Annotated in this window: 24 protein-coding genes and 1 pseudogene; 3 read left to right on the top strand and 22 right to left on the bottom strand. The window is 65.3% G+C overall.

Annotation, left to right across the window (positions count from 1 at the left end; translation table 11 throughout):
- Positions 1-118: 118 nt before the first annotated feature.
- From lpxC to mraZ, 18 genes are all read right to left on the bottom strand, one after another.
- A complete protein-coding gene (gene lpxC / locus ASC93_RS25945; protein WP_056449632.1) occupies positions 119-1,054 on the bottom strand; it encodes a UDP-3-O-acyl-N-acetylglucosamine deacetylase in 936 nt (311 codons plus the stop codon).
- Between the two features lie 72 nt (positions 1,055-1,126).
- Positions 1,127-1,987 (bottom strand): DMT family transporter, encoded by an 861-nt coding sequence (locus tag ASC93_RS25940; protein ID WP_229412878.1) that lies wholly within the window; start codon positions 1,985-1,987, stop codon positions 1,127-1,129.
- A 26-nt stretch (positions 1,988-2,013) separates the two neighbouring features.
- Entirely contained in the window at positions 2,014-2,517 is a 504-nt protein-coding gene (locus tag ASC93_RS25935; protein WP_056449630.1) for a peroxiredoxin, read from the bottom strand.
- Between the two features lie 209 nt (positions 2,518-2,726).
- Positions 2,727-3,929, bottom strand: a complete 1,203-nt coding sequence (ftsZ, locus tag ASC93_RS25930; RefSeq protein ID WP_056449628.1) for a cell division protein FtsZ — start codon at positions 3,927-3,929, stop codon at positions 2,727-2,729.
- 206 nt (positions 3,930-4,135) lie between these two features.
- Positions 4,136-5,368, bottom strand: a complete 1,233-nt coding sequence (ftsA, locus tag ASC93_RS25925; RefSeq protein ID WP_056449626.1) for a cell division protein FtsA — start codon at positions 5,366-5,368, stop codon at positions 4,136-4,138.
- A gap of 21 nt (positions 5,369-5,389) precedes the next feature.
- Positions 5,390-6,211, bottom strand: a complete 822-nt coding sequence (locus ASC93_RS25920) for a cell division protein FtsQ/DivIB (RefSeq protein WP_056449624.1) — start codon at positions 6,209-6,211, stop codon at positions 5,390-5,392.
- An 18-nt stretch (positions 6,212-6,229) separates the two neighbouring features.
- Positions 6,230-7,198 (bottom strand): D-alanine--D-alanine ligase, encoded by a 969-nt coding sequence (locus ASC93_RS25915; protein ID WP_056449622.1) that lies wholly within the window; start codon positions 7,196-7,198, stop codon positions 6,230-6,232.
- A 2-nt stretch (positions 7,199-7,200) separates the two neighbouring features.
- Entirely contained in the window at positions 7,201-8,598 is a 1,398-nt protein-coding gene (gene murC / locus ASC93_RS25910; RefSeq protein WP_056449620.1) for a UDP-N-acetylmuramate--L-alanine ligase, read from the bottom strand.
- The gene (gene murG / locus ASC93_RS25905; RefSeq protein WP_082548350.1) at positions 8,595-9,683 is read right to left on the bottom strand and encodes an undecaprenyldiphospho-muramoylpentapeptide beta-N-acetylglucosaminyltransferase; all 1,089 of its coding nucleotides are present in this window, start codon (positions 9,681-9,683) and stop codon (positions 8,595-8,597) included. The genes murC and murG overlap by 4 nt, the downstream gene beginning before the upstream one ends.
- Positions 9,680-10,897, bottom strand: a complete 1,218-nt coding sequence (gene ftsW, locus ASC93_RS25900; protein WP_056449616.1) for a putative lipid II flippase FtsW — start codon at positions 10,895-10,897, stop codon at positions 9,680-9,682. Before ftsW ends, murG begins: the two co-directional genes overlap by 4 nt.
- Positions 10,897-12,393, bottom strand: a complete 1,497-nt coding sequence (gene murD, locus ASC93_RS25895; protein ID WP_056449691.1) for a UDP-N-acetylmuramoyl-L-alanine--D-glutamate ligase — start codon at positions 12,391-12,393, stop codon at positions 10,897-10,899. The genes ftsW and murD overlap by 1 nt, the downstream gene beginning before the upstream one ends.
- Before the next feature lie 13 nt (positions 12,394-12,406).
- On the bottom strand, positions 12,407-13,576 hold the full coding sequence (gene mraY / locus ASC93_RS25890; RefSeq protein ID WP_056122815.1) for a phospho-N-acetylmuramoyl-pentapeptide-transferase: 1,170 nt from the start codon (positions 13,574-13,576) through the stop codon (positions 12,407-12,409).
- 4 nt (positions 13,577-13,580) lie between these two features.
- Entirely contained in the window at positions 13,581-15,053 is a 1,473-nt protein-coding gene (murF, locus tag ASC93_RS25885) for a UDP-N-acetylmuramoyl-tripeptide--D-alanyl-D-alanine ligase (protein WP_229412879.1), read from the bottom strand.
- Positions 15,054-15,055: 2 nt separating this feature from the next.
- Positions 15,056-16,588, bottom strand: a complete 1,533-nt coding sequence (locus ASC93_RS25880; RefSeq protein ID WP_056449612.1) for a UDP-N-acetylmuramoyl-L-alanyl-D-glutamate--2,6-diaminopimelate ligase — start codon at positions 16,586-16,588, stop codon at positions 15,056-15,058.
- Positions 16,588-18,357, bottom strand: a complete 1,770-nt coding sequence (locus ASC93_RS25875) for a penicillin-binding protein 2 (RefSeq protein WP_056449609.1) — start codon at positions 18,355-18,357, stop codon at positions 16,588-16,590. Before ASC93_RS25875 ends, ASC93_RS25880 begins: the two co-directional genes overlap by 1 nt.
- Positions 18,354-18,626 carry a cell division protein FtsL gene (ftsL, locus tag ASC93_RS25870; protein WP_056449607.1) on the bottom strand — a complete coding sequence of 91 codons (273 nt, stop codon included), beginning with the start codon at positions 18,624-18,626 and terminating at the stop codon, positions 18,354-18,356. The genes ASC93_RS25875 and ftsL overlap by 4 nt, the downstream gene beginning before the upstream one ends.
- Positions 18,623-19,582: a 16S rRNA (cytosine(1402)-N(4))-methyltransferase RsmH gene (rsmH, locus tag ASC93_RS25865; RefSeq protein ID WP_056449605.1), complete on the bottom strand. Its 960-nt coding sequence runs from the start codon at positions 19,580-19,582 to the stop codon at positions 18,623-18,625. Before rsmH ends, ftsL begins: the two co-directional genes overlap by 4 nt.
- Before the next feature lie 8 nt (positions 19,583-19,590).
- A complete protein-coding gene (mraZ, locus tag ASC93_RS25860) occupies positions 19,591-20,019 on the bottom strand; it encodes a division/cell wall cluster transcriptional repressor MraZ (protein WP_056449603.1) in 429 nt (142 codons plus the stop codon).
- 471 nt (positions 20,020-20,490) lie between these two features.
- Between mraZ and ASC93_RS25855 the strand changes: the two genes are divergently transcribed.
- Entirely contained in the window at positions 20,491-21,441 is a 951-nt protein-coding gene (locus tag ASC93_RS25855; protein WP_056449601.1) for an AAA family ATPase, read from the top strand.
- 91 nt (positions 21,442-21,532) lie between these two features.
- Here ASC93_RS25855 and ASC93_RS25850 read toward each other — a convergent pair whose 3' ends face one another.
- Complete coding sequence (locus tag ASC93_RS25850) at positions 21,533-22,915, bottom strand: PLP-dependent aminotransferase family protein (protein ID WP_200958405.1); 1,383 nt, start codon at positions 22,913-22,915, stop codon at positions 21,533-21,535.
- 132 nt (positions 22,916-23,047) lie between these two features.
- Between ASC93_RS25850 and ASC93_RS25845 the strand changes: the two genes are divergently transcribed.
- Together ASC93_RS25845 and ASC93_RS30225 are read left to right on the top strand one after the other, a co-directional pair.
- The gene (locus ASC93_RS25845; protein WP_056449598.1) at positions 23,048-23,287 is read left to right on the top strand and encodes a hypothetical protein; all 240 of its coding nucleotides are present in this window, start codon (positions 23,048-23,050) and stop codon (positions 23,285-23,287) included.
- Positions 23,288-23,329: 42 nt separating this feature from the next.
- A pseudogene (locus ASC93_RS30225) lies at positions 23,330-23,509 on the top strand (C4-dicarboxylate ABC transporter); the annotation flags it as partial.
- A gap of 9 nt (positions 23,510-23,518) precedes the next feature.
- Here the strand turns inward: ASC93_RS30225 and ASC93_RS25840 are convergent.
- The 3 genes from ASC93_RS25840 to ASC93_RS25830 form a co-directional block, all read right to left on the bottom strand.
- Positions 23,519-25,210 (bottom strand): methyl-accepting chemotaxis protein, encoded by a 1,692-nt coding sequence (locus tag ASC93_RS25840; protein WP_056449596.1) that lies wholly within the window; start codon positions 25,208-25,210, stop codon positions 23,519-23,521.
- Positions 25,211-25,414: 204 nt separating this feature from the next.
- Positions 25,415-25,891: a hypothetical protein gene (locus ASC93_RS25835; protein ID WP_157202128.1), complete on the bottom strand. Its 477-nt coding sequence runs from the start codon at positions 25,889-25,891 to the stop codon at positions 25,415-25,417.
- Between the two features lie 124 nt (positions 25,892-26,015).
- Positions 26,016-26,519, bottom strand: a complete 504-nt coding sequence (locus tag ASC93_RS25830) for a hypothetical protein (protein WP_056449590.1) — start codon at positions 26,517-26,519, stop codon at positions 26,016-26,018.
- Positions 26,520-26,581 lie beyond the last annotated feature (62 nt).

The following is a 26,581-nucleotide window of genomic DNA, read 5'->3' as shown; positions in this document are numbered from 1 at the left end:
CGTCATTCCCGCGCAGGCGGGAATCCAAGTGCGTTAGCGCAGCGCTAGCGTAAATTAGGTTCCCGCCTGCGCGAGAACGACGTTGTTTTGGGCTACGGTCAAGGTAAAAGGCCGCGACTTACGTCAGCGCCCACTCCCTTTCCATCTGCGCCTCATACGACACCGGCGCCCGCTCCTGCGCGTCGAACGACACGATCTCGTAGGATTCCGGCTGCGCCAGCAGTTCGCGCAGCAGCAGGTTGTTCAGGCCGTGGCCCGACTTGTGCGCCTCGTAGCTGGCCAGCAGCGGCGCGCCGACGAGGTACAGGTCGCCGATCGCGTCGAGGATCTTGTGGCGCACGAACTCGTCTTCGTAGCGCAGGCCGTCCGCATTCAGGATGCGGTATTCGTCCATCACGATCGCGTTTTCCAGCGAGCCGCCGCGCGCCAGGCCCATGCCGCGCAGGCTTTCCACGTCCTGCATGAAGCCGAACGTACGGGCGCGCGCCACGTCGTGCACGTACGAGACCTTGCCGAAGTCGACGACGGCGCGCTGCGTCGTGCCGTCCACGGCCGGGTGGTTGAATTCGATGAAGAAGTCGAGCTTGAAGCCGTCGTAAGGGCTCAGGCGCGCCCATTTCTCGCCGGCGCCGCTGCCCTGGCGGACTTCCACGGGTTTCAGCACGCGGATGAATTTCTTGGGCGTGGCCTGCTCCTGCACGCCCGCCTGCTGCAGCAGGAACACGAACGACGAGGCCGAACCATCCATGATCGGGATCTCTTCGGCCGTGACGTCGACGTACAGGTTGTCGATGCCGAGACCGGCGCAGGCGGACATCAGGTGCTCGACGGTCGAGACGCGCGCATTGCCCTGCGTGAGCACCGACGCCATGCGGGTATCGCCCACGATGTCGGCATTCGACGGGAACTCGACGACGGGGTCGAGGTCGACGCGGCGGAACACGATGCCCGTATCGGCGGCCGCCGGACGCAGGGTCAGCTCGACCTTGGTCCCGGAGTGCAGGCCGACGCCTGTCGTGCGCACCAGCTGTTTGATGGTTCGTTGTTTGAGCATCGTTCGATTATATCGTAGGGCTTTCGAGCCTGCCGGCGCCCCCCGCGGGGCGGTGGCAGGAACACCACGTTTTCACGGATGCTCGGCCTCCGCATGCACGGATTCGTGGCGGATCAGGTACAGGCCGCTGCCGATGATGATGGCGGCGCCCAGCAAAGTATATTCATCCGGCAAGGTTTTCCACATCAGCCAGTCGATGGCCACGCCCCACGCCAGCGCCGTGTACTCGAACGGCGCCACGACCGACGCTTCGCCATGGCTGAACGCTTCCGTCAGCGCCAGCTGGCCGAAAAAACCGCTGACGGCCAGCGCCAGGATCAGCAGCCAGTGCCCGGCCTGGACGGGCACCCAGTGGGGCGCGGCCAGCGGCGTCGCGCCGATGGCCATCAGGACCATCAGCCAGAACATCATGTGCTCGCCGCGGTCGGTGCGCGCCAGTACGCGGCCGGCAACGGCCGACACCGCATAGAACACGGCCGCGGCCAGCACGGCCAGTCCGCCCAGCGTGAAGAAGCCGGCGCCGGTCGGCCGCAGCACGACGAGCACCCCGGCCATGCCGACGGCGATCGCGATCCAGCGCGCCCCGTTCACGCGCTCGCCCAGCACGAACACGGACAGCGCCGTGATCAGGATCGGGCCGACGAAAAAAATCGAATACGCCTCGGCCAGCGACAGCGTCTTGAGGCCGTACGTGAACAGCGCCAGCATCGCGATGCCGATCGCGCCGCGCAGCAGGTGCAGCGGCCAGCGGATGCGCAGCAGCGAGCGCTGGCCGCCGCGCCAGAACAGATAGGCGCCGACGAGCGGCAGCGCGGACAGCGCGCGGATCGCCGCCACCTGCATCGGCGGGAAGTGCGCGGACAGCAGCTTCATCGTCATGTCCATGATCGAGAACATGGCGACGCAGACCAGCATCGCGCGGATGCTGCGCATATTCCCCGCCAGCCGGCTCACCCGGATCAGCCCAGTTGCTTCAGCAGCGTCTCGGCCGACGACACGTCGAAGCCGCCGCTTTCCACGTTCAACTGCTTCACGACGCCGTCCTGCACGAGCATCGAGTAGCGCTGCGAACGGACGCCGAAGCCCTTGGCGACGAGGTCGAATTCCAGGCCCAGCGCCTTGGTGAACGCGGCGCTGCCGTCGGCCATCATGCGGACGATGCCGGTGGCCTTCTGGTCGCGGCCCCACGCGCCCATCACGAACGCGTCGTTGACCGAGATGCACCAGATCTCGTCGACGCCCTTGGCCTTGAGCTGGTCGGCCAGCTGGATGTAGCCGGGCAGGTGCTGGGCCGAGCAGGTCGGCGTGAAGGCGCCCGGCAGGCCGAAGATGGCGATGGTCTTGCCGCGGGTGAGGTCGGCCACGTCGAACGTGTTCGGGCCGAGCGCGCAGCCTTCGGTCGCGACGTCGATGAATTCCTGCAGGGAGCCTGCGGGCAGGCGGTCGCCGATCTGGATGGTCATGGTGGTGTTCCTTTCAAGTTTTCAGAACCCGCAAGTATGCCTGAACCAAACAAAACCGGGGTCAGAGCCCTTTTTTTGGCAACAGCCATCGGGCCATTTCCAAAATTCGGGCTCTGACCCCGGTTTAAAAACGAAAGGCCAGGCTGCTTGGAACAGCCTGGCCCCGCATCATGGAGCGCCGGTGGTCAGCCGGCGTTGGAGTCTGCTACTCAGTCGGCCTGCTTGCGCAGGAACGCCGGGATGTCGTAGGTCTCGACACCGTTGTTCTGCATCGCGCGCACCTGCTCGGACGCCTGCTCGCGGCGCCACACGGCCGGCTGCTTCATGCCGTCCATCGCGCCGGCACCGCTGGCCGCACCCATGGTCACGCCGGCCGTCACGCCCGGGGTGCCGGACATCATCGGCGCGCCGTACGTACCGGTGCGCAGCACCTGCTGCGGCTGCACCAGCGAGATGCTGGCCTTGTTCTTGCCCAGGCCCGTCGCGACGACGGTCACGCGCAGTTCGTCGCCCATCTCGTCGTCGTAGGCGATGCCCTGTGCGATCGCGGCGTCCGGTGCCGCGAAGGCGCGCACGGCGGCCATGACTTCCTTGATCTCCTTGCCTTTCAGGCTGCGCGACGCGGTGACGTTCACCAGCACGCCCTTGGCGCCCGACAGGTCGATGCCGTCCAGCAGCGGCGACGCGACGGCCTGTTCGGCGGCGATGCGCGCGCGGTCCACGCCCGACGCGGTGGCCGTGCCCATCATGGCCTTGCCCTGCTCGCTCATGATGGTCTTGACGTCGTTGAAGTCGACGTTGATGTGGCCCGGGACGTTGATGATCTCGGCGATACCGGCGACGGCGTTGTTCAGCACATCGTCCGCATGCTTCATCCAGTCCAGCATCGATTCGTCTTCGTAGATGTCTTCCAGTTTTTCGTTCAGGATGACGATCAGCGAGTCGACGTGCTTGGTCAGTTCGTTCAGGCCGTTTTCGGCGACGTCCATGCACTTCTGGCCTTCGTACGAGAACGGCTTCGAGACGACGGCCACGGTCAGCGCGCCCAGGCTCTTGGCGACTTCCGCGACGATCGGCGCGGCGCCCGTGCCCGTGCCGCCGCCCATGCCGGCGGCGATGAACACCATGTGCGCGCCGCGCAGCGCGTCCTCGATGCGCATGCGCGATTGCTCGGCGAGCTGGCGGCCGATTTCCGGACGCATGCCCGCACCCAGGCCGGACTCGCCGATCTGGATGATGTTGTGGGCGCCGGATGCGGCCAGTGCCTGGGCGTCGGTGTTGGCGGCGATGAACTCCACGCCGGACACGCCCTTGTTGATCATATGCTGGACCGCATTGCCACCCGCGCCGCCAACGCCGACGACCTTGATGACCGTGCCCAATGCTGCGTTATCGACCATATCGAACTCCATGATGAACTCCTAATCTCGATGAGCCGTTTCCAAGCCCGAATTCTCACGAACGCCGTCAGAACTCGAGATTGGAAACGTGCCACTATTTTAAAAATGTTTCGTGTCCGTTACCAAGCAAAACCGTTACCAGCTGTTACTACACTCCCGAAAAGCCTCTCCCGCGTTGCATTTACGTGCTCGGCAACGCGCCGCCGCTTTTTCGGTCTCTAGAAATTCCCTAGGAACCATTCTTTCATTCGCTGCCAGACTGCCTTCACCGAACCGTCCTGGCGCGTGACGATGTGTCCGCGCAGGTACTGTTTCTTCGCTTCCAGCAGCAGACCGAGGACCGTCGCATAGCGCGGGCTGCGCACGACGTCCGCCAGTTGGCCGCGATATTCCGGCGTGCCAAGGCGCGCCGGCTTCAAGAAGATGTCTTCCGCCATCTCGATCATGCCCGGCATGATCGACGACCCGCCCGTGAGCACGATGCCCGACGAGAGCACGCCCTCGTAGCCGGACTCGCGCACGACCTGGTGCACCATCGCGAACAGTTCTTCCACGCGCGGCTCGATCACGGCGGCCAGCGCCTGGCGCGACAGCGAACGGGGACCGCGGTCGCCGAGGCCCGGCACTTCCAGCGTTTCGCCCGGATCGGCCAGCACCTGCTTGGCCACGCCGTAGCGGATCTTGATCTCTTCCGCCTCGCCCGTCGGCGTGCGCAGGGCCATCGCGATGTCGCTCGTGATCTGGTCGCCGGCGATGGGAAGCACGGCCGTGTGCCGGATCGCGCCGTCCGAAAAGACCGCGATGTCGGTGGTGCCGCCGCCGATGTCGATGAGGACGACGCCCAGTTCCTTCTCGTCGTTCGTCAGCACCGAATCGGCCGACGCCATCGGCTGCAGGATCAGGTCCGAGACCTCGAGGCCGCAGCGGCGCACGCACTTTACAATATTCTGCACGGCGGACACCGCACCGGTGACGATGTGCACGCGCACCTCGAGGCGGATGCCGCTCATGCCGATCGGCTCGCGCACGTCTTCCTGGTTGTCGACGATGAATTCCTGCGGCACCGTGTGCAGCAGCTGCTGGTCGGTCGGGATGTTCACGGCCTTGGCCGTCTCGATCACGCGCGCCACGTCCGTGGCCGTCACTTCCTTGTCCTTGATGGCGACCATGCCGCTCGAATTGAACGAGCGGATATGGCTGCCGGCGATCCCCGCGTACACGTTGCGGATCTTGCAGTCGGCCATCAGCTCCGCTTCCTCGAGCGCGCGCTGGATCGATTCGACGGTCGCTTCGATGTTGACGACAACGCCCTTCTTCAGACCCTTGGACTCGTGCTGGCCGAGTCCGATCACCTCGTGGCGCCCATCGGCCATCACTTCGGCCACCACCGCCACCACCTTCGAGGTGCCGATGTCGAGGCCGACGATCAGGTTCTTCGCGTCTTTTGTCATGTTTGCTGTCGCCTGCTTAAATTAGATCTGCTTTGTTGTTTTGGTATTTGTTTTCTTCTTCACCGCCGCCTTCACGGGCTTGGTCGCATCCGCCGGGATGGTGAGCGCCGCGGAGGACAGGGCCAGGCCGTTCGGATAGCGCATGTCGATCGTATCGATGCGCCCTTCCTGCAGCCTCGCCACCAGCTGGGGGTAAATGCTCACCAGCCGCTGCACGCGCGTGTGCAGCGTGTCCTTGTCCTTCTCGCGCCCCAGCTCCACGCTCATCCCGTTGTTCAACCTGACCGTCCAGGCGTAGCGGTTCGACAGGCTGATCGACTCCGGCACGAGGCGGATCGGCGCGAACCAGCCGCGCAGTTCCGCGAAGCGCGTCAGCACTTCCTTTTCGCTGCCGGCCGGACCGCCGAAGGCAGGCAGTGCGTGGTCCTCGTCGGCCTCGGCCAGGTTGGCCGTGAACACTTCGCCCTTCACCGACAGCAGCCGGCCATCCTCGCCCCAGGTGCCGAGCGCCTCGTGCTCTTCCACCTGCACGATCAACTCGTTCGGCCACTCGCGGCGCACGCTGGCCTTGCGCACCCACGGCACCGACTCGAAGATCGTGCGTACCTGTTCGAGATCGGTCGTGAAGAAGTTGCCGTTGATCTTTCCGAGCACGCCGTTACGCACCGTCAGCTCGTTCACGTGCTGCAGGTCCAGCCCGTACATGCTCTCGACACGCACCTCGCGCAGGGTGAACATCGGGCGCTGCGACAGCCACCACAATCCCGATCCCACGCAGGCGAGCACCGTCAGCGCGGTGATCGCGCCGGCGGTTGCGTTCAGAGCTCGCACGTCATGCCACATGTTGCTTCCCTAGTCCTTTTATGCTTTCTTCGCCTGGCCGGCCTTGAGGCTGGCGGAGCGCAGGATATCCACGCACAGGTCTTCGTAACTCGTACCCTCGGCGCGCGCCGCCATCGGCACGAGCGAGTGCGTCGTCATGCCGGGCGACGTGTTCACCTCCAGCAGGAACGGCTGGTTGTCCGACGCGCGCAGCAGCACGTCGATGCGGCTCCAGCCTTCGCAGCCGAGGGCGCGGTAGGCGTCCACCACGTGGGCCTGGATCGCGGCCGTCGTCGCCGCGTCGAGCGGCGCCGGGCAGTGATATTTCGTGTCGTCCGTGAAGTACTTGTTCTGGTAGTCGTAATTGCCTTCGGGCGCGACGATCTCCACGATCGGCAGCGCGCGCGCGGTGGCGCCGGCGCCCAGCACCGGCACCGAGAATTCGCGGCCCTGGATGAACTGCTCGACCAGCACCGCCTTGTCGTACTGGCGCGCCAGGTCGACGGCCGCCTGCAGGTCGGCGGCGGCGCTGACCTTGGTGATGCCGATCGTCGAGCCTTCCAGCGGCGGCTTGACGATCAGCGGCAGGCCGAGCGCCGCGACGATGCCGTCGGCGTCGACGCGGTCATCGGCACCGATCGTCATGTACTTCGGCGTCGGCACGCCGGCGGCCAGCCACACGATCTTGGTCGTGATCTTGTCCATGCCGACGGAAGACGCCATCACGCCGCTGCCCGTGTAGGGAATGCCGAGCAGTTCCAGCGCGCCCTGCAGGGTGCCGTCCTCGCCGAAACGGCCGTGCAGCGCGATGAACACGCGGTCGAATTTTTCCGCCGCCAGCTCGGCCAGCGAGCGCTCGGCCGGGTCGAACGCGTGGGCGTCGACGCCTTTCGATTTCAGTGCCTGCAGCACGCCGCTGCCCGAGATGAGCGAGATCTCGCGCTCGGCGGACCGGCCGCCGAACAGCACGCCCACCTTGCCGAGCGCCTTCGCTTCGGTGTCTGTCATACTCACGATGCCACCTTTTGATTCGATGTCAGTTGTTGGGGGACCCCGCCGATGGAACCGGCGCCCATGGTGAGCACGACGTCGCCGTCGCGCGCCACCTTGAGGATCGTCGCCGGCATGTCGGCGATCGCTTCCACGAAGATCGGTTCGATCTGGCTGCCCGCGCGCAGCGCACGCGCGAGCGCGCGGCCGTCCGCGGCCACGATCGGCGCCTCGCCCGCCGGATACACCTCGGCCAGCAGCAGCACGTCCGGCGCGCCCAGCACCTTCACGAAGTCCTCGAACAGGTCGCGGGTGCGGGAATAGCGATGCGGCTGGAACGCCAGCACGAGGCGGCGGCCCGGATACGCGGCGCGCGCGGCGGCCAGGGTCACCTGGGCTTCCACCGGATGGTGGCCGTAGTCGTCGACGAGGGTGAAGCTGCCGCCCTGCGGCAGTTCGACTTCGCCCCAGCGCGTGAAGCGCCGGCCGACGCCGTTGAATTCGCGCAGGCCCTGCGCCGTCGCTTCGTCCGGCACGCCGATCTCGCGCGCGATGGCGATCGCCGAGCAAGCGTTCAGCACGTTGTGCATGCCCGGCTGGTTCAGCACGAATTCCGTGTCCGGATAGCCCTGCTGGCGCACGGTGAAATGCATCCGGATGCCCTCGGCGCGCGCGTTCAGGGCGCGCACTTCGGCGTCTTCCGAAAATCCGTACGTCGTCACCGGCTTGGTCACCTGCGGCAGGATGGCGCGCACGTTCGCATCGTCGATGCACATCATGGCGCGGCCGTAGAACGGCAGGCGGTGCGTGAAGTTGACGAACGCGCCCTTCAGTTTTTCGAAGTCGTGCTCGTACGTGTCCATGTGGTCGGCGTCGATGTTGGTGATCACCTCGATCATCGGCGACAGGTTCAGGAACGATGCGTCCGACTCGTCCGCCTCGGCCACGATGTATTCGCCGGTGCCCAGCTTGGCGTTGGCGCCGGCGCTGTTCAGGCGTCCGCCGATGACGAACGTCGGATCGAGGCCGCCCTGCGCGAGCACGGACGCGACGATGCTCGTCGTCGTCGTCTTGCCGTGCGTGCCGGCGATGGCGATGCCGCGCTTCAGGCGCATCAGCTCACCGAGCATGATGGCGCGCGGGACGATCGGCACTTTCGCGGCGCGCGCGGCGACGACTTCCGGATTCGCTTCGTTGACGGCGGTGGACGTCACGACGGCGTCGGCGCCCAGGATGTTCGACGCCGCGTGGCCGATGCGCACGTTGGCGCCCAGTTCCTGCAGGCGCTGGCTGGCCGCGTTCGACGCGAGGTCCGAGCCCGACACCTTGTAGCCGAGGTTCAGCAGCACCTCCGCGATGCCGCTCATGCCGCTGCCGCCGATGCCGACGAAGTGAATGTGTTTGATCTTGTGTTTCATTGTCCGCCGTTCGCCAGTGTTTCAAGTACTTGCGCGATCGCCGCATTGGCGTCGCGCCGCCCCACCGCCTGCGCCGCCTCGGCCATCGCCAGGCAGTCGTCGCGGGTGGTCGTTTGCAGCAGCCTCGCCAGCTGCTGCGGATTCAGTTCGCCCTGCGGCAGATGCACCGCCGCCTTCTGCCCCGCCATCCAGGTCGCGTTGTCGCGCTGGTGGCTCGTCGTGCTGGCGACGAACGGCACGAGCACGCTCGCGACGCCGGCCGCCGTCAGTTCCGAGACGGTGATGGCGCCCGCGCGGCAAATCACGAGGTCCGCGTTCGCGTATTCCGCCGCCATGTCGTCGATGAAGTCGACCACGTTCGCCTTCACGCCTGCCTGCGCGTACGCGGCGCGCAGCGCGTCGATGTTCTTCTTGCCCGACTGGTGCGTGACCACCGGACGCAATCCTTCCGGGATCAGGGCCAGCGCGGCCGGCACGCTGTCGTTGAGGACCTTGGCACCGAGGCTGCCGCCGACCACGAGCAGGTTCAAGCGGCCGCTGCGGCCGGCGAAACGGTGGCCCGGCGACGGCATGTCGAGGATCTCCTTGCGCACCGGATTGCCCGTGACGACGGCCTTGCCGGCCGCCTTGCCGAAATCGGCCGGGAAGCCGAACAGCACGCGTTGCGCGATGGGCGTCAGCGTCTTGTTCGACAGGAGCAAGGCCGCATCCGCGTTCACGAGCGCCAGCGGCACGCCGCGCGCGCGCGCCATCATCCCGCCCGGCACCGTCACGTAGCCGCCCATGCCCAGCACGACGTCGGGCTTGCGCAATGCCAGGTACTTGCGGCACGACGCGAAGCTGGCGACGAGCTTGAACGCGCCGGACACCGTGTGCGCGATGCCCTTGCCGCGCATGCCGGCGAAATCGATGCTGTCCATGGCGATGCCGTGCTTCGGCACGATGTCGCGCTCCATGCCGTGCATCGTGCCGAGCCACGAGACTTCCCACCCGCGCTCGCGCATCGACTGTGCGATGGCGATGCCGGGGAAGATGTGGCCGCCGGTGCCGGCCGCCATGATCATCAGTCTTTTCGGCGTGCTCATTGGCGGCCTCCCCGCATCTTGACGCGGTTTTCGTAATCGATGCGCAGCAGGATCGCGAGGCCCACGCAGTTGAACAGGATGCCCGAGCCGCCGTAGCTCATCAGCGGCAGGGTCAGGCCCTTGGTGGGCAGCAGGCCCAGGTTCACGCCCATGTTGATGAAGACCTGCACGCCGAGCCAGATGCCGATGCCTTTCGCCGCGAGGCCGGCGAAGTGCTGTTCCAGCGCGATGGCCTGGCGCCCGATGTCGAAGGCGCGCTTGACGAGCCAGTAGAACAGGCCGATCACGACGAGCACGCCGACCAGGCCGAGCTCCTCGCCGATGACGGCCATGATGAAGTCGGTGTGCGCTTCCGGCAGGTAGTGCAGCTTTTCCACGCTGCCGCCCAGGCCCACGCCGAAGATCTCGCCGCGGCCGAACGCGATCAGCGAGTGCGTCAGCTGGTATGCCTTGTCCAGCGCATTGCCCTCTTCCCACGGGTTCATGTACGCGAACATGCGCGCGCGGCGGAATGGCGACAGCGCGATGATGGTCGAGAACACGAGCACGAGGACGGCGCCGATGCCGCCGAACCAGATCATGTTGAAGCCGCCCAGGAACAGGATGCCCATCGAAATGCAGACGACGACGCCGAACGCGCCGAGGTCGGGCTCCAGCATCAGCAGCGCGCCGACCAGCGCCATCGCGGCGGCCATCGGCATGAAGCCCTTCGTCAGCTTGTGCATGTACTGCTGCTTGCGCACCGTGAAGTCGGCCGCGTACAGCACGGACACGACCTTCATGATCTCGGACGGCTGCAACTGCATGATCTTGAGGGGCAGCCAGCGGCGGGCGCCGTTGACCGAGTGGCCCAGGCCCGGCACCAGCACGAGCGCCAGCAGCACGAGCGTGCCGACGAACATCAGCGGCGCGAACCGCTGCCAGGTCGCGACCGGGACGCGGAACACGAACAGGCCGACCACCATCGACACGACGATGAACGCGGCCTGGCGCATCAGGAAGTAGTTGTTCTTGCCCTGCAGGTAGGCGAACTTGGGCGAATCCGGCAACGCAATCGACGCCGAATACACCATCACCATCCCGAACAGCATCATGAGCAGCACGACCCAGACGAGCGGCTGGTCGTACTCCATCATGCGCGACGGCCGTGCGCGCGTCGCGATCGTCGCGTCGCTCGCCGAACCGCCGAACTTGAATGGAATCTGGAACGGCATCAGATCTCCTGCCCGTTTTCGAGTGCGATGTCGCGCACGGCGTCGATGAAGACCTGGGCGCGGTGCGCGTAGTTCGTGAACATGTCCAGGCTCGCGCAGGCGGGCGACAGCAGCACGACGTCGCCGGACTTTGCCAGGCCGCTCGCGCGACGTACGGCTTCCGGCAGGCCCGGGAGGTCGAAGCACGGGACGCCGGAGGGTTCGAGCGCGGCGCGGATGGCGGGCGCGTCGCGGCCGATCAGGAGCACGGCGCGCACGTAGCGCGAGCACGGACCCGCGAGCGGGCTGAAATCCTGGCCCTTGCCGTCGCCGCCGGCGATCAGCAGGATCTGGCGTTCCGTCTCGCCGAACGTCTTGCCCAGGCCTTCGAGCGCGGCGACGGTGGCGCCGACATTGGTGCCCTTGGAGTCGTCGTAGTACTCGACGTTGGCGATGCTCGTGATGAGCTCCACGCGGTGCGGCTCGCCCTGGTATTCGCGCAGGCCGTGCAGCAGCGGCGCCAGCGGCAGGCCGACGGCGCGGCACAGCGCCAGCGCGGCCAGCGCGTTGGACGCGTTGTGCAGGCCGCGGATGTGCAGCGCGTCGGCAGGCATCAGGCGGTTGAGCGTGATCCCGGCCGGTTCGGCCGGTTCGTTCTTCTTGCGCTTCTTTTCCGGTTCTTCGCCCGGATTCGCGTTCGCCAGCCACAGCACGCCGCGTTCGTTCACGAGGCCGAAGCTGCCCGGCGCATCCGGTTCGCCGGTGCCGAACGTCGTCACCGCCGCACCCGGCGCCGCCATGCCCATCACCACGGCATCGTCGCGGTTCAGCACGCGGATCGTGTCGGCGCCGAAGATGCGGGCCTTGTCGTCGGCATACGCGGCCATGCTGCCGTGCCAGTCGAGGTGGTCCTGGGTGATGTTCAGGACGGTGGCGGCGTCGGGATTCAGGCTGTACGTCGTGTGCAGCTGGAAGCTGGAGAGTTCCAGCACCCAGGCCTGCGGCAGCTCGTTGGCGTCGATGACTTCGCGCAGCACGTCCAGCGCGGCCGGGCTGATGTTGCCCGCGACTTTCGTCGTGAGGCCGGCGCGGCGGCACAGCAAACCGGTCAGGCTCGTGACCGTCGTCTTGCCGTTCGTGCCCGTGATGGCGATGACCTTCGGGGCGTACCCCTGCTGCGCCTCGAGCGCGGCGAGCGCCTGCGCGAACAGCTCGATCTCTCCCCACAGCGGCACCTGGCGCGCGGCGGCCGCCGGCGCGATCCCGGCCAGTTCGCGGTTCGGCGCGAGGCCGGGACTGACGGCGACGAAGTCGACGCCGTCCAGCAGGCCCGCGGCGAACGGTCCGGCGACGAAGTCCGCATCCGGCACGGCCGCGCGCAGTGCCGGCAGGCGAGCCGGTTCTGCGCGCGTGTCGGCCACGCGCACGCGGGCGCCCGAGCGCGCGAGCCACAGCGCCATCGCCAGGCCCGATTCGCCGAGCCCCAGTACCAGTGCGGTTTTGCCTTCGTAGTTCATCATGGGTTCGTCGTCAGCGCAGCTTGAGGGTGGAGAAGCCGACCAGCACCAGGATCATCGTCACGATCCAGAACCGCACGACGACCTTGGTCTCTTTCCAGCCCTTCTGTTCGAAATGGTGGTGCAGCGGCGCCATGAGGAACACGCGGCGTCCCGTGCCATATCTCTTCTTCGTGTACTTGAACCAGCTGACCTGGATGATGACGGACAGCGTCTCGGCCACGAACACGCCGCCCATGATGAACAGGACGATTTCCTGGCGCACGATGACGGCGATGGTGCCGAGCGCGCCGCCCAGCGCCAGCGCGCCGACGTCGCCCATGAACATCTGCGCGGGGTGCGCGTTATACCAGAGGAAGGCCAGGCCCGCGCCCGCCATCGCGCCGCAGAAGATCAGCAGTTCGCCGGCGCCCGGGATGTGCGGGATGAACAGGTATTTCGAATACGTCGCGTTACCGGTCAGATAAGCGAACAGGCCCAGCGCGCCGCCCACCATCACGGTCGGCATGATGGCGAGGCCGTCGAGGCCATCGGTGAAGTTGACGGCGTTCGAGGCGCCCACGATCACGCAGTACGTGAGCGCGATGAAGCCCCACACGCCGAGCGGATAGCTGATGGTCTTGAAGAACGGGACGATCAGGTCGGCCTTGGGCGGCAGGTCCATCGAGAAGCCGGACTGCACCCAGGCGAAGAACAGCTGCCACACTTCCCACGGCGTCGCGGCCGAGACCGAGAATGCCAGGTACAGCGACGACGTGATGCCGATCAGCGACATCCAGAAATACTTCTCGCCCGAGCGCATGCCTTCCGGGTCCTTGTAGACGACCTTGCGGTAGTCGTCGACCCAGCCGATCGCGCCGAAGCCGAGCGTCACGACGAGCACGGGCCAGATGAGGCGGTTCGACAGGTCGCACCACAACAGCGTGGAGACGCCGATGGCGATCAGCACGAGGACGCCGCCCATGGTCGGGGTGCCGTGCTTGGACAGGTGGGTCTGCGGACCGTACGTGCGCACGGCCTGGCCGACCTTCATCTCGGTGAGCTTGCGGATCACGGCCGGACCGCACAGCATGCCGATGCTGATCGCGGTGATGGTCGCGAACACGGCGCGGAACGTGATGTAGTTAAAAACGCGCAGCGGACCGAGATAGTCCTGAAAATATTGTGCGAGCCAAAGCAGCATAAGTCTAGTGGGCTTCCTTGCCGGTGTTGGTTGATGCGATCAGGTGTTGGACCACGCGTTCCATCTTCATGAAGCGCGAGCCCTTCACCAACACAGTTGCGTCAGATTTGCTGCCCAGTCTTTGATCCAGTGCTGCCAATAATTCGTCGAACTGCTCGTAGTGTTGCGCTCCCGATCCGACCAGATGGCGAGCCAGGTCGCCGGTCGCGAGCACGGTGTCGATGCCGCGGCTTGCGGCGTAGGCACCGATTTCCTGGTGAAACTCAGGTCCTTGCGTGCCAACCTCGCCCATGTCGCCCAGCACGAGGATGCGCGGGGAGGCATATTGCGCCAGCACGTCGATGGCGGCGCGCACGGAGTCGGGGTTGGCGTTGTAGCTGTCGTCGATGACGGTGGCGCCGCTCACGGCCTGCTTGCGCTGCAGGCGGCCGCTGACGGGCGCGAACGCTTCCAGGCCGCGCACGATGGCGTCGGCGGGAATGCCGGCCGCGCGCGCGCAGGCGATGGCGGCCAGTGCGTTGCGGACGTTGTGGACGCCGGCGGCGGCAAGATTGATCGTGAACCGCAATGGCTCGGTTGCGCCCTGCGCCTCCAGAACGTCGTCCCCGCGAAGGCGGGGATCCAATGTTACGTGAGCGGCCGCGCCGGCAATCTTGGGTTCCCGCCTGCGCGGGAACGACGTGACTTTGAGCTCGCTGCCGAAGTCGGTGACCGTGTACGTCGCCCGCACGTCGCAGGCATCCGTCAGGCCAAACGTCAGCACGTCGCGCTCGCCCGCCAGTTCGCGCCACAGCGCCGTGTACTCTTCATCGCCCGGAAACACGGCCACGCCGTCCGCCGGCAGCGCCTGCAGCACGGCGCCGTTCTCGCGCGCCACCGCTTCCACGGTGTGCATGAATTCCTGGTGCTCGCGCTGCGCGTTGTTGACCAGCGCGACGGTGGGTTCGGCGATGGCGGCCAGGCGCGCGATCTCGCCCGGGTGGTTCATGCCCAGTTCCACGACGGCGGCCTTGTGCGTGTCGTTCAGGCGCGTCACGGTCAGCGGCACGCCGATCTCGTTGTTCAAATTGCCCTGCGTGGCCAGGCGCGCGTCGGCACCAAATGCGGCCGCGAGAATGGACGCGATCATTTCCTTGACCGTCGTCTTGCCGTTGCTGCCGGTGACGCCGATGACGGGAATCGCGAAGCGCCGGCGCCAGAAGTTGCCGATGCGGCCCAGCGCGGCCAGCGTGTCCGGCACGACGACCGCCGGCAGCGGATAGTGTTCGGGCAGCTTTTCCACGACGACGGCCGCCAGCGGCTTGTCGACCAGCTGGCCGAGGAAGTCGTGGGCATCGAAGCGTTCGCCGCGCAGGGCGACGAACAGCGACCCCGGCACCGGTTGCCGGCTGTCGGTCGAGACGCCCTGGAAATAAGCGTCGCGCGTGACGTGCGCGCCCTCGATCGACGCCGCGATTTGTTCCAGCGAACCCCGAATCATCAAACAGTCCTCATCATCGTGAGCCGCGCGGTCAGCGCCAGCGCGGCGTGGTCGGCATCGGAAAATGGAATCTTCCGGCCTTTGATTTCCTGGTACGGCTCATGGCCCTTCCCCGCCAGCAGGATCACGTCCGGCTTGGCGGCATGCTTCACGGCCGACAGGATCGCGGCGGCGCGGTCCTCGACGGCCTGGTACGTCGACGTCGGGTGGTGCGGGTCCATGCCGGCCACGATCTGGTCGATGATGGCGCGCGGCTCCTCGCTGCGCGGGTTGTCGCTCGTGACCAGCACGTGTCCCGCCATCTGCGCGATGCGGCCCATCTGCGGGCGCTTGCCCGGATCGCGGTCGCCGCCGCAGCCGAACACGCACCACAGCGCCCCGCCGCGCTCCTGCGCGACCTGGCGCAGCGCTTCCAGGGTCTTTTCCAGCGCGTCCGGCGTGTGCGCGTAGTCGATCACGACCATCGGCGCATCATGACCGCCGATCTGCTGCATGCGGCCCGGGGCCGGCACGAGCGCCTCGATGGCGTCGAGCGCGGCGCGCAGCAGCACGCCCTTCGCCAGCAGCGTGCCCAGCACGGCGAGCGCGTTGCTGGCGTTGAAGTGGCCGACCATGTGCGTGCGGGCGACGGCGCTGCCATACGGCGATTCGATATGGAATTCGCTGCCGTTCGGGCGGCTGCGCAGGTTCGATGCGCGCAGCACGGCGACACCGTCCAGCACCGGTTGTTCGTGGACGGCACGCAGCGTGTAGCCGATCACGGCCACCTCCGGCCGGGTGGCACGCAGGTGCCGCGCGATGCGCACGCCGGCGTCGTCGTCCAGGTTGACGACGGCGGTTTTCAGGCCGGGCCAGTCGAACAGGCGGCGCTTGGCGGCCTCGTAGGCGTCCATGTCGCCGTGGTAGTCGAGGTGGTCGCGCGTGAGGTTCGTGAACACGGCCACGTCGAAGTGCATGCCGGCCGTGCGGTGTTCGACGAGGCCGATCGACGACACTTCGATCGCGAGCGACGTCGCGCCCGCGTCGCGCAGGCGCGCCAGTTCCGTCGCCAGCAGCACGGCGTCCGGCGTCGTGTAGCCGGTCGCGTCGAATTCCGGCTCGGCGCGGCCGCGCACGAGGCCCACGCCGAGCGTGCCGACGACCGCGCCCGTCTCGCCGAGGGCGGCCAGCGCCTGCGCCGTCCACAGCGCGCACGACGTCTTGCCGTTGGTGCCCGTGACGCCGACGGTGAACATGGCCGCATCCGGCGCGCCGTAGTACGCATGCGCGATCGGGCCGGCGTTCCGCTTCAGGTCCGGCACGCCCAGGTGCGGCACGGCGAGCGCCTCGTCGAACGTGAAATCGCGGCCGTCGTACACGACCGCCGCGGCACCGTTGTCGACGGCGGCGCGGATGAAGCGGCGGCCATCGGAGGCTTCGCCCGGATAGGCGAAGAACACGTCGCCGCGGCGCACGCGGCGCGAGTCGGAAACGAGACGGCCGCCCGGTGCGGCGGCCTGCATCCATTCGACGATGTTCGGCGTCTCGGCCATCAATTGCTCTCCTCGAGAGGATGTTCAGGAATGATGATGTCGGTGACCGATGAATCGGGCGGTATGTTGGCGGCCCGCAGCGCGTTTGCTGCGAGTGTCGCGAAGGTCGGCGCGGCGACGACTCCGCCGACGTGGCCAGCGCCCTGCGGATCGTCGATCATCACGGCAATCACGAAGCGCGGGTTCGACATCGGCACGATGCCGGCGAAGTTACCGACGTAGTGGGTCTGCGAGTAGCGGCCGTTGATGACCTTTTGCGCGGTTCCGGTCTTGCCGCCCACGCGGTAACCGGCGATCTGCGCCTGCGGCGCGGTGCCTTCCGGACTCACCACCGATTCGACCATCGTGCGGATCTGCGCGGCCGTTTTCGGCGAGATGACTTGCTGGCCGACCGGCTTGTCCGTCACCTTCTGGAACGACAGCGGAATGATGTCGCCGTCGCGCGCAAAGATCAGCCAGGCGCGCGCCAGCTGCAGCAGCGACATCGAGATGCCCTGGCCGAACGACATATTGGCCTTGGCCACGATAGGCCAGGATTTGTAGGGACGTACACGGCCGGCGGCGGCGCCCGGGAAGCCGAAGCGCGGCGCCTGGCCGAAGCCGACCTTGGTGAACATCTCCCACATCTCCTGCGCCGACAGCAGTTCCGAAATCTTGGTGGTGCCGATATTGGACGACACCTGGATGATGGTGCTGACGTCGATGACGCCGTGCGGATGGGTGTCGCGGATCGTGTGGCCGCCGGTCTGGTAACGGCCGCTGCCCGTATCGAACAGCGTGGTCGGCTTGATCAGGCCCTTGTCCAGCGCCAGCGCGACGGTGAACGGTTTCAGCGTCGAACCCGGCTCGAACGTGTCGGTGATGACGCGGTTGCGCAGCTGCTCGCCGGTCAGGTGCGAGCGGTCGTTCGGGTTGTAGGTCGGCCAGTTGGCGAGCGCCAGCACTTCGCCCGTGTGCACGTCCAGCACGACGGCGGCGCCGGCCTTGGCATGGAACTTCTCCACCGCTTCCTTGACGCTGTTGTAGGCGATGTACTGCAGCTTGGAATCCACCGACAGCGTGATGTCCTTGCCGTCGTGCGGCTCGCGCGACAGGCCCACGTCCTCGACGATGCGGCCCAGGCGGTCCTTGATCACGCGCCGGCTGCCCGTTTGGCCCACGAGGTTCTTCTGCTGGGCGAGTTCGATGCCTTCCTGGCCCGCGTCCTCGACGTTCGTGAAGCCGACGATGTGCGCCATCACCTCGTTCTGCGGGTAGTAGCGCTTGTATTCCTTGCGGGTGTCGATGCCGTCGATGCCGAGCTTTTCGATCTTGGCGATGACATCCATTTCGACCTGGCGCTTCAGGTAGACGAAGGTGCGGTCCGAATCGAGCTTCTTGAGCAGGTCAGCCTGCGGCATGTCGAGCAGCTGCGCCAGTGCGCGCAGCTTGTCCGGCGGCGATTGCTTGACGTCTTCGGGAATCGCCCACACGGCCTTCACCGGCAGCGACGACGCGAGCACGATGCCGTTGCGGTCGAAGATCTTGCCGCGCGTGGCCGGCAGTTCGAGCGTGCGTTCGTAGCGGCTCGCGCCCTGCTTCTGCAGGAACTGATTGGAGACGCCCTGCAGCCACAGCGCGCGTCCGGCCAGCGCGAAGAACGCGGCGAACAGCACGAACAGGACGACGCGCGAACGCCAGTCCGGCAGGCGCACGGCCAGCACGGGGCTCTTGGAGAACGCCACGCCCTTGGCGGCGGCGACGCGGGAACCGTTGGCGCCGGCCTTCATTTGCCGCCTTCCGTCAGGTATTGGGTACGAGCCGGGCTCAGGGGCGCCATGTTCAGCTCGGAGCGCGCGATCTGTTCGATGCGCTCGTTCTTGCCGAGGGTGGACTGGTCGAGCTGGAGCTGGGCCCAGTCGATCTCGAGCTGGCGCTGCTGAGTCGCCAGTTTCTCGATGTCGTTGATCAGGTGATTGCGCTGGTAGCGCGCATTCACGACCGACAGCGCGCAACCGACCAGGAGCGCGGTCAGCACGACGTTGATCTTGCCCGTCATGCGCGCGCTCCCAGGCGTTCGGCCACGCGCAGCACCGCCGAGCGGGCACGCGGATTGGCCGCGACCTCGAGGTCCGAGGGTTTGGTTTTGCAGATCAACTTCATCAAGGGCTGGGGCAGATCGACGGCGCGGATCGGCAACCGGCGGTCCGGTTGCTCGACCTTGGCCTTGGACGCCAGGAACTGCTTGACCATCCGGTCTTCCAGCGAGTGGAAGCTGATCACGGACAGGCGAGCGCCGGGCGCCAGCAGTTCGAAGGCGGCCTTCAAACCTGCTTCAAGGTCCTCAAGCTCTTGATTGATGAAAATCCGGATAGCCTGAAAGGTGCGGGTTGCCGGATCCTTGCCTTTCTCCCGGGTTTTGACCGCGTTTGCCACGATTGCGGCAAGCTGTCGTGTGCTTGAAATTGGTTCGACTGCCCGGCGAGCAACAATCGCCTTTGCAATCTGAAAAGCAAACCGTTCTTCCCCATAATCGCGAATCACCTTTTCCAGTTGTCTCTCCGGCACCTCGGCCAGCCATGCGGCGGCGGAGATGCCACGTGTCGTATCCATCCGCATGTCCAGGGGACCGTCGTTGCGGAAGCTGAAGCCCCGGCTCGCGTCGTCCACCTGGGGCGACGAGATGCCCAGGTCCAGCAGGATGCCGTCGACCTGGTGCACGCCCCGTGCCGCCATCGCGTCGACCATCGTCGCGAAGCTGTCGTGCACGATCGAAAAGCGCGGATCGTTCATCTGTCCGGCCGTCGCGATTGCCTGGAGATCCTTGTCGAAACCGACCAGGCGCCCCTCGGGCGCCAGTTTCGACAGGATCAGCCGGCTATGACCGCCGCGCCCGAACGTGCCGTCTATATAAATACCTGCAGCGCGCGCGCCCTCGAGGGCCAGCGCATCGACTGCTTCATCCAGCAGCACCGTACGATGCTGCAAACCGGGCACCGGCTGAGTCACATTCATGCGGCGCCTTAGAAGGAGAAATTGGAAAGGACATCGGGCATACCGCCCGCGACGGCGTCGGCCTCGTTTTCTGCCAGCTTGGCGGCGTCCCAGATCTCGAAATGGGTTCCCATCCCGAGCATCATGACCTCTTTCTCCAAACCAACTGCATTGCGCAATTCGGGCGAAATAAGCACCCGACCCGCGCCGTCCATCTCGACATCGCAGGCGTTCCCCAGGAAAATGCGTTGCCACGCCCGCGCCGACATCGGCCAGGCGGCGATCTGTTCGCGATGCTCTTCCCACACCGGGCGCGGGAAGAACAACAGGCAACCATGCGGGTGTTTCGTGAGCGTCATACGGCCTTCACATTGCTGCATCAAGGCGTCACGATGCTTGGCCGGTATTGACATCCGTCCTTTTGCATCGAGATTGATCGCTGACGCGCCCTGAAACACGTTGTACCTAGTTTTGGAGAGTTATCAGTCTGATTATTTTGGGCGCCGGGAGATCCACCGATCTCCCACAAAACTGCACTTTTTGCCACCGTTTCCCACTTTAGAGGAAGCGTTGTCTGTGGTCAAGCGAATTCACGTTTAGAAAACGGCGAAATTGCCAATGAAACCAATGACTTAGCGAACTTACTTGACGCAACCTCAAGTAAAAATATCGAGCAAAATTAGACACTTAGGTAAAACAATGCATGTGCTACCTCATCTGCACACATGTGTTTTACCTTTGATAAAGGACAAGTCTTGACTGTCGGTAGGTTGCCATATTGCAACACGCCTAGCACGACAGGAAATTGCGGTTCGATGCGGGGAGGATTAGGATAAGGCGAAGGCGATCACCCAGCCGTTTCGGCTCACTTGGCGGTTTTGGGGAGCCGGCATTATAAGTGAGTCCGCACTATCGCGCAGGAGAACGCCATGAGCATCACATTGGCCCGGAGCCGCACCGTGTACGACCTCAACGAGGTGCAAGGCGCGCTCGACCGCAGCCGCGGACGTTCGCCCGAACTCGAAGCCTTGTACGAACGCATGCTCGAGACCGGCCCCGAACGTTTCGTCACCACGCCCTCTTCCATCGACGCCCTCGACCCGCTGCTCGAGGAATGTCCCAATTTCGACGAAGTGCTGGACGACCTTTCGCGCTACTTGCGCTTGGCCCATGCCGGCGATAAAGGGTTCAACGTCATGCCGATCCTGTTGCTGGGCGGCCCGGGCGTGGGCAAGACCCATTTCGCCAAGCGCCTGGCGAAAGTCATGCAGACGGACTGCGAACTGATCAGCATGAACGCCCTGTCGGCCGGCTTCGTCATCACGGGCAGCTCGGCCAGCTGGCGCGGCGCCAAGTGCGGCAAGGTGGCCGAGCGCCTCGTGCGCGGCCAGTTCGCGAACCCCGTGATCGTGCTGGACGAAGTGGAAAAGGCGACCGGCTCCTCGCAATCCGACCCGCTCGCGGCCTTGTACCAGCTGCTGGAACCGGAAACGGCCAGCGCCTTCCGCGACGAATTCATCGACGTCGACATCGACGCGTCGCAAATCTTCTGGGTGCTCACGGCCAATTCCACCGAAGGCATCCCGCACCCGCTGCTGAACCGGATGGCCGTCTACGAGGTGCCGAAGCCGACACCCGAGCAGGCGGCCGGCATCGCCCAGCGCATGTACGCGGGGCTGCTGCGCGAGCTGAACCTGGCATCCTTCGATCCGCTGCTCGGGGACGTGGTGCTGGACAAACTCGCTGGCGTATCGCCGCGCGACCTGCGCAAGACGTTGTTGGATGGGCTCGGCTACGCGGTGGCGGACGGGCGCGCGCACGTCATTGTCGACGATATCCGGCTCAAGGCGGTGCCGGGCAAGGGGCGGATCGGGTTTTAGTACGTCAGTACGCCACGCGCGTCTGCGCGCACGTCCGGATCGTCCTTTGACGGCCGGGATCGATGCTACGGGCGGGATGGGCAGGCGCGAATCATGGACCCGGCCGCCGCGCAAGCAGACGGGACAGCCGTTGAAGACCCGCCTGCAAGCGTCCACGGTCCTTGATGCTGCCCAAAGAGATCCGAATTGCATTCACGGATTCGCTGCCGGTCGCGAAATCCTCCGCCGGCGTGACCGCGATGCCCTCGCTGCCGGCTGCGCGCGCAAGCTGCGAGGCGTTCCAGTACGCCGGCAACTCGAGCCATACGTGCAGGCCGTCGCCGCTGCCGCCGTACCGCCCCGCCAGGATATCCCGCGCCATCCGGTGGCGCAGGCGCGCCTCGCTGCGTACACCTTCCATCAATCCGGCGGCCGAGCCGTCGAGGATCCACTGCGTGGCCAGTGCGGTCGTCAGGGGAGCGGCCATCAGCGCAAACGATCTTAGCGCGACCAGGAAACGTTCGCGTTCGTGCGGGTCGCGCACGAGCACGAAAGCGACACGCAAGCCGGGCGTCAGGCATTTCGACAGCGTCGAGATGTAGACCACCTGTTCCGGGGCAAACGTGGCAATCGGCGGCGGCGGGGCATCGGCAAGGAGCCAGTAGGGATCGTCCTCGACGATGCGGACATGGCAGCGCTTCGCGATGCCGGCGAGCTCCTTGCGCCGGCGTTCCGGAACGGTGCTGGCGGTCGGGTTCTGCAATGTCGGATTGAGGTAGACCAGGCCAGGCTTGTGCCGGCGGCACGCTTCCTCGAACATCCCGGGCACCATCCCGTGCCTGTCCGCTTCCACCGCAACGATGCGCCGGCCGAACTGGGTCGCCGCGGCACGCAAGCCGGGATAACTCGTTGGCTCCGCCAGGATCACGTCGCCGGGCTTCGTCAGCGCGAGGATCAATGCGGCGATCGCCGCTTGCGCACCCGGACAGACGACAACGTGTCGAGGATCCAGGCGTCCAAACATCGGTTCGAGCCATTTGGCGCCAGCCTTGCGGTCGGAGCCGCTTCCCCCGCCCAAGTGGTAAGTCATCAGCAATTCATTGTCTGCCCTCATCAGGACTTGAGACAAACCTTGTTTCAACATGTCGTCGAAGTCCACGCCATCCGGCGGCGGCGGAGTATTCATGCTCAGGTCGAGGATCGAGGTCAATTCGACTTTCGGCGCCGCGACATACGTGCCTCGGGCGCCGCGGCCCTCCAGCAAGTTGCGGCGCCTGGCTTCGTCGTAGGCGCGCGTGATCGTCGTCAGGTCGACGTCCAGCTGTGCCGCCAGCCGGCGCTGCGGAGGCAGACGGTCGCCCGGTTTCAGCGCGCCGTCGACCACCGCCGCCTGCAACGCATCCGCAATCTGCAAGAAACGTGGCCCTTTGTTCCCGGCCAGTCGCGGCAACCAGATCGGCGAATTTTCAGCTTGTATGGTTTTCAACTGGGACATTTTGTCTCGATGTATGGATATTGCTTTTAAGTAGTATGTCTCGGAACGTGCCGCAACACGATCTTGCATGCAGTCGCCGGCGTTCTGGAACGCGCGATAGATAGTGTCAAGTAATAGCCTGGAAATACGCAAATGATGGATTGGATCCCTGTAGTCTTCGTTACGTTCAAGCTTCTCGTGTTAGGCACGGGGATGTTCTTCGCCGTCAAGTGGCATTACGACCAAGGGAAGAAGGGGAAGGAGAACGAGAGGCGCGCGGTGCTGCGCGCGGGCGGCAAGGTGGCCGCCGTCTTCGTTCTGTCGCTCCTGGGCCTGGTGGTCGTCACCTTTGCCCTTGCCAGGATACTCGGCCTGGACTTGAGCTTGCCGTGATGGCATAGACCGGCCGTCGATCCCGTTTGCCCCGGATGGTGGGCCATCAGCTTCCCCATGGCTGCGCTGTCGAACGCAGCCCTGAAGTACGCCGCGGCACAACATACGATCGCCCTGCATGACCTGGCCGGCGTCATCCTGGTCATCGTGACGATCGCAATTGCCGTGCTGTTCGTGCGTACCCTCCATATGCTGGCGAAGGGCACGCTCCTGGCCGGTTGAAGAGATCGATCAGAACTCTTCCCAGTCGTCGCCCCTGCCGGCGCCGGCGAGACGCTTCACCCGCAACGGTTCGGCCGGTGCCGCCGTGACAGGTTTTTTCTTCAAGGGCGTGACGTTCGACTTCGGTACGGAAGCCTGCGCCGCCCGGCCCCGGGCACCGTCGAGCCGGAACACGGCCACCGTCTGCGACAGCTTGGCCGCCTGCTCCCGCAGCGATTCGGACGCCGCGGCCGCTTCTTCCACCAGCGCGGCGTTCTGCTGCGTGGTCTGGTCCATCTGCGAAATCGCCAGCTGCACCTGGCCGATGCCGTCGTTCTGTTCCTGGCTGGCCGCGCTGATCTCGCCCATGATGTCGGTCACCCGTTTGATGCTCTCGACCACTTCGCGCATCGTCGTCCCGGCCTGATCCACGAGCCGGCTGCCCGCATCGGCCTTCTCCACGGAGTTGTCGATCAACACCTTGATTTCCTTCGCGGCGGCCGCGCTGCGCTGCGCCAGGCTGCGCACCTCGGACGCGACGACGGCAAAGCCGCGTCCCTGCTCGCCCGCGCGCGCCGCTTCCACGGCCGCGTTCAGCGCCAGGATATTGGTCTGGAATGCGATGCCGTCGATGACCGCAATGATGTCGACGATCTTGCGCGCCGAGTCGTTGATCGCGCCCATGGTGTCGACCACTTCCGCCATCACCGCCCCGCCTTTCCCCGCCACTTCCGATGCCGACACGGCGAACTGGTTCGCCTGGCGCGCATTGTCCGCATTCTGTTTCACGGTCGACGTCAATTCTTCCATCGACGAGGCGGTTTCTTCCAGCGAGGAAGCCTGCTCCTCCGTGCGCGACGACAGGTCGGCGTTGCCGGAAGCGATCTGTTGCGAGGCGGAGGCAATCGTTTCGGTGCCGCTGCGCACCTCACCGACGATTGTCACAAGCGCTTCGTTCATGTCGCGCAGGGCTTGCAGCAACTGGCCGGTCTCATCCGCCGAATGGACGTCGATCGTGGCGCCGAGGTCGCCGGTGGCCACGGTGCGCGCCACGTCGACCGCTTGCCGCAGCGGCCGCGTGATCGACCGCGTGATCCAGATGGCGACGCCCGTGCCGAGCACCAGCGCCAGGGCCGCCAATCCCAGCAGCCACGTGATCGTCGACCGGTACGTCTCCTCGGCCTCGCGGCCGCTGTCGAGCACACGTGCGTCCTGAAGCTTGATCAATGCCCGGACGGCATCGAAATAGGTGCGCTGGTCGTTGCGAACCTGCGTCAGCAGCAAGGTGGACGCTTCCGGCTTTTTGCCCGCATCGATCAGGTCGAGAAAGGCCTGCTGCGACGCGCGATACACCGCCTTGGCGTCCAGCACGGCTTTCAGCCTGGCCTTGCCCTCTTCCGATTTGATCATTGCCGCCAGCTTGTCGAGATTGGCGGCGTTTTCCTGCCTGTTCTGCAGGATGGTCTGCCGTTCCCGCGTCACTTCCTCGGGCTTATCCCACAGCAGCATATTGCGCATCGCGCGGGCATTGCGGTTCACGGTATCGAGGCTTTCGTAGGCCAGTACGGTCTTCGGATAATCCTCGCCGACGATCCTCGACGTACCCTCGTTCAATAGCCTCAGGCTCGCAATGCCGAACCAGATGCATGCCGCCAACAGGACGAGCAACAGCGCAAATGCCCCGCCCAATCGAGTTCCAATCTTCCAGTTTTTGATATTCATTCCGTTTCCATTTGTTCGAGACCGAGATTGACGAATATGTTCCGCAACGGGCAAGCAACCAGCAGCTTACGTGATTGCATCCGTGCATTGTTTGATGTCAGTCCATGACACCTGCGCTGGCGTCACGGGTTGATATCGATGTCATTCGGGAACGATTTTATATGAAACGCAATATGAATTTCATGATTGGCAACTGCGGCCCAGTTACTGGCTGAGCACCGCCATGTCCTCGACCCGCAAATAGTTCACGAGTTCGTCGCGCTCGAACGACCCATCCCACTGTTTTTCGCCGAGCAGTTGCGGCAATGCGATATTCGTCAGCAGTGCGTGGAATCTATCCTTGATGAGTTGCGGCCGGATATCCTTGACGCGCACCCGGGATACCTTACGCGATAAATCGACGACGATCCCGAACAGGACCCAATCCAGTTGCACCAGCAGCATGCTGGCCGACTGGATCGCGCGCGGCGCAATGCTCGCTTCATAAAGGCGCGCGACCGACGATTGCCGTGCGCCGGCGTCGGCGCCGTCGTCGCCGGCCAGCTCGTCCGGCCACCAGGCCAATACCTGATGCAGCAGGCATTCGAAATCGGCGTCTTCAGGAAGGTTGATTTGCCCAGCAAACATAAAACTCTCGATAAACCGGGGCCGTGCGGCATGGTGCAGGGATACGGCGGGCATCGCGCTGGATACCCTTGATGATTAAAAGTAAATAACCTTACCCGGCAGTATATCGATCGAAGTGAACGAAAAGCTCTCACAATTTCACATTGATCGAAATAGGTTTATTCACTTGCGGCGCAGATCACTCGTCCACCTTCGCGTCCTCGCTCTTGGCCGCTTTCATCGCCTCAGGCTCGAGCTCCTCGGCCGCCTTGTTCATGCGGATGAACACTCCCCAGCCGGACAGCAGCACGCCCGCCGCGATCAGCACCGACGCCGCGTGCGGCAGCAGTTCCGGCGCCTCGTGCAAGGCCTTGAACGTGCCGACGAGGCCCTCGATCGACAGCGCGACGACGACCACGACCAAGAAGCGCGACAGATAGCGGCGCACGCGCGTGGGTGCGCTGATGTGGGCGTCGCGCACGACTTCTTCCTCGGTGATGGTCTGGGCGATCTGCAGCGAGACGACGGCGATGGCCAGCAGGCCGATCGCCTCGATGGCCATCTCGGCGCTCGCGTCGGTATCGGCACCGACGGCGCGCCAGCCGGTTTGCACGGCCAGCACCGTGATCAGCACGGAGACCAGCACGAACAGGAGCCCCAGCAGCGCGTGCGCGGCAGAAAAGAAACCCTTCAGGAATTTCAAGGCGCCTCCGGTTCCAACGATGTCGAACCGATTGTGCCTCATCGGCACGGGCGCGGCCGCAC

Source organism: Massilia sp. Root335 (assembly GCF_001425685.1).
GTDB lineage: Bacteria > Pseudomonadota > Gammaproteobacteria > Burkholderiales > Burkholderiaceae_D > Telluria > Telluria luteola.
Note: the sequence above shows the minus strand (reverse complement) of the source record. Positions and strands in the feature narration are given on the sequence as shown.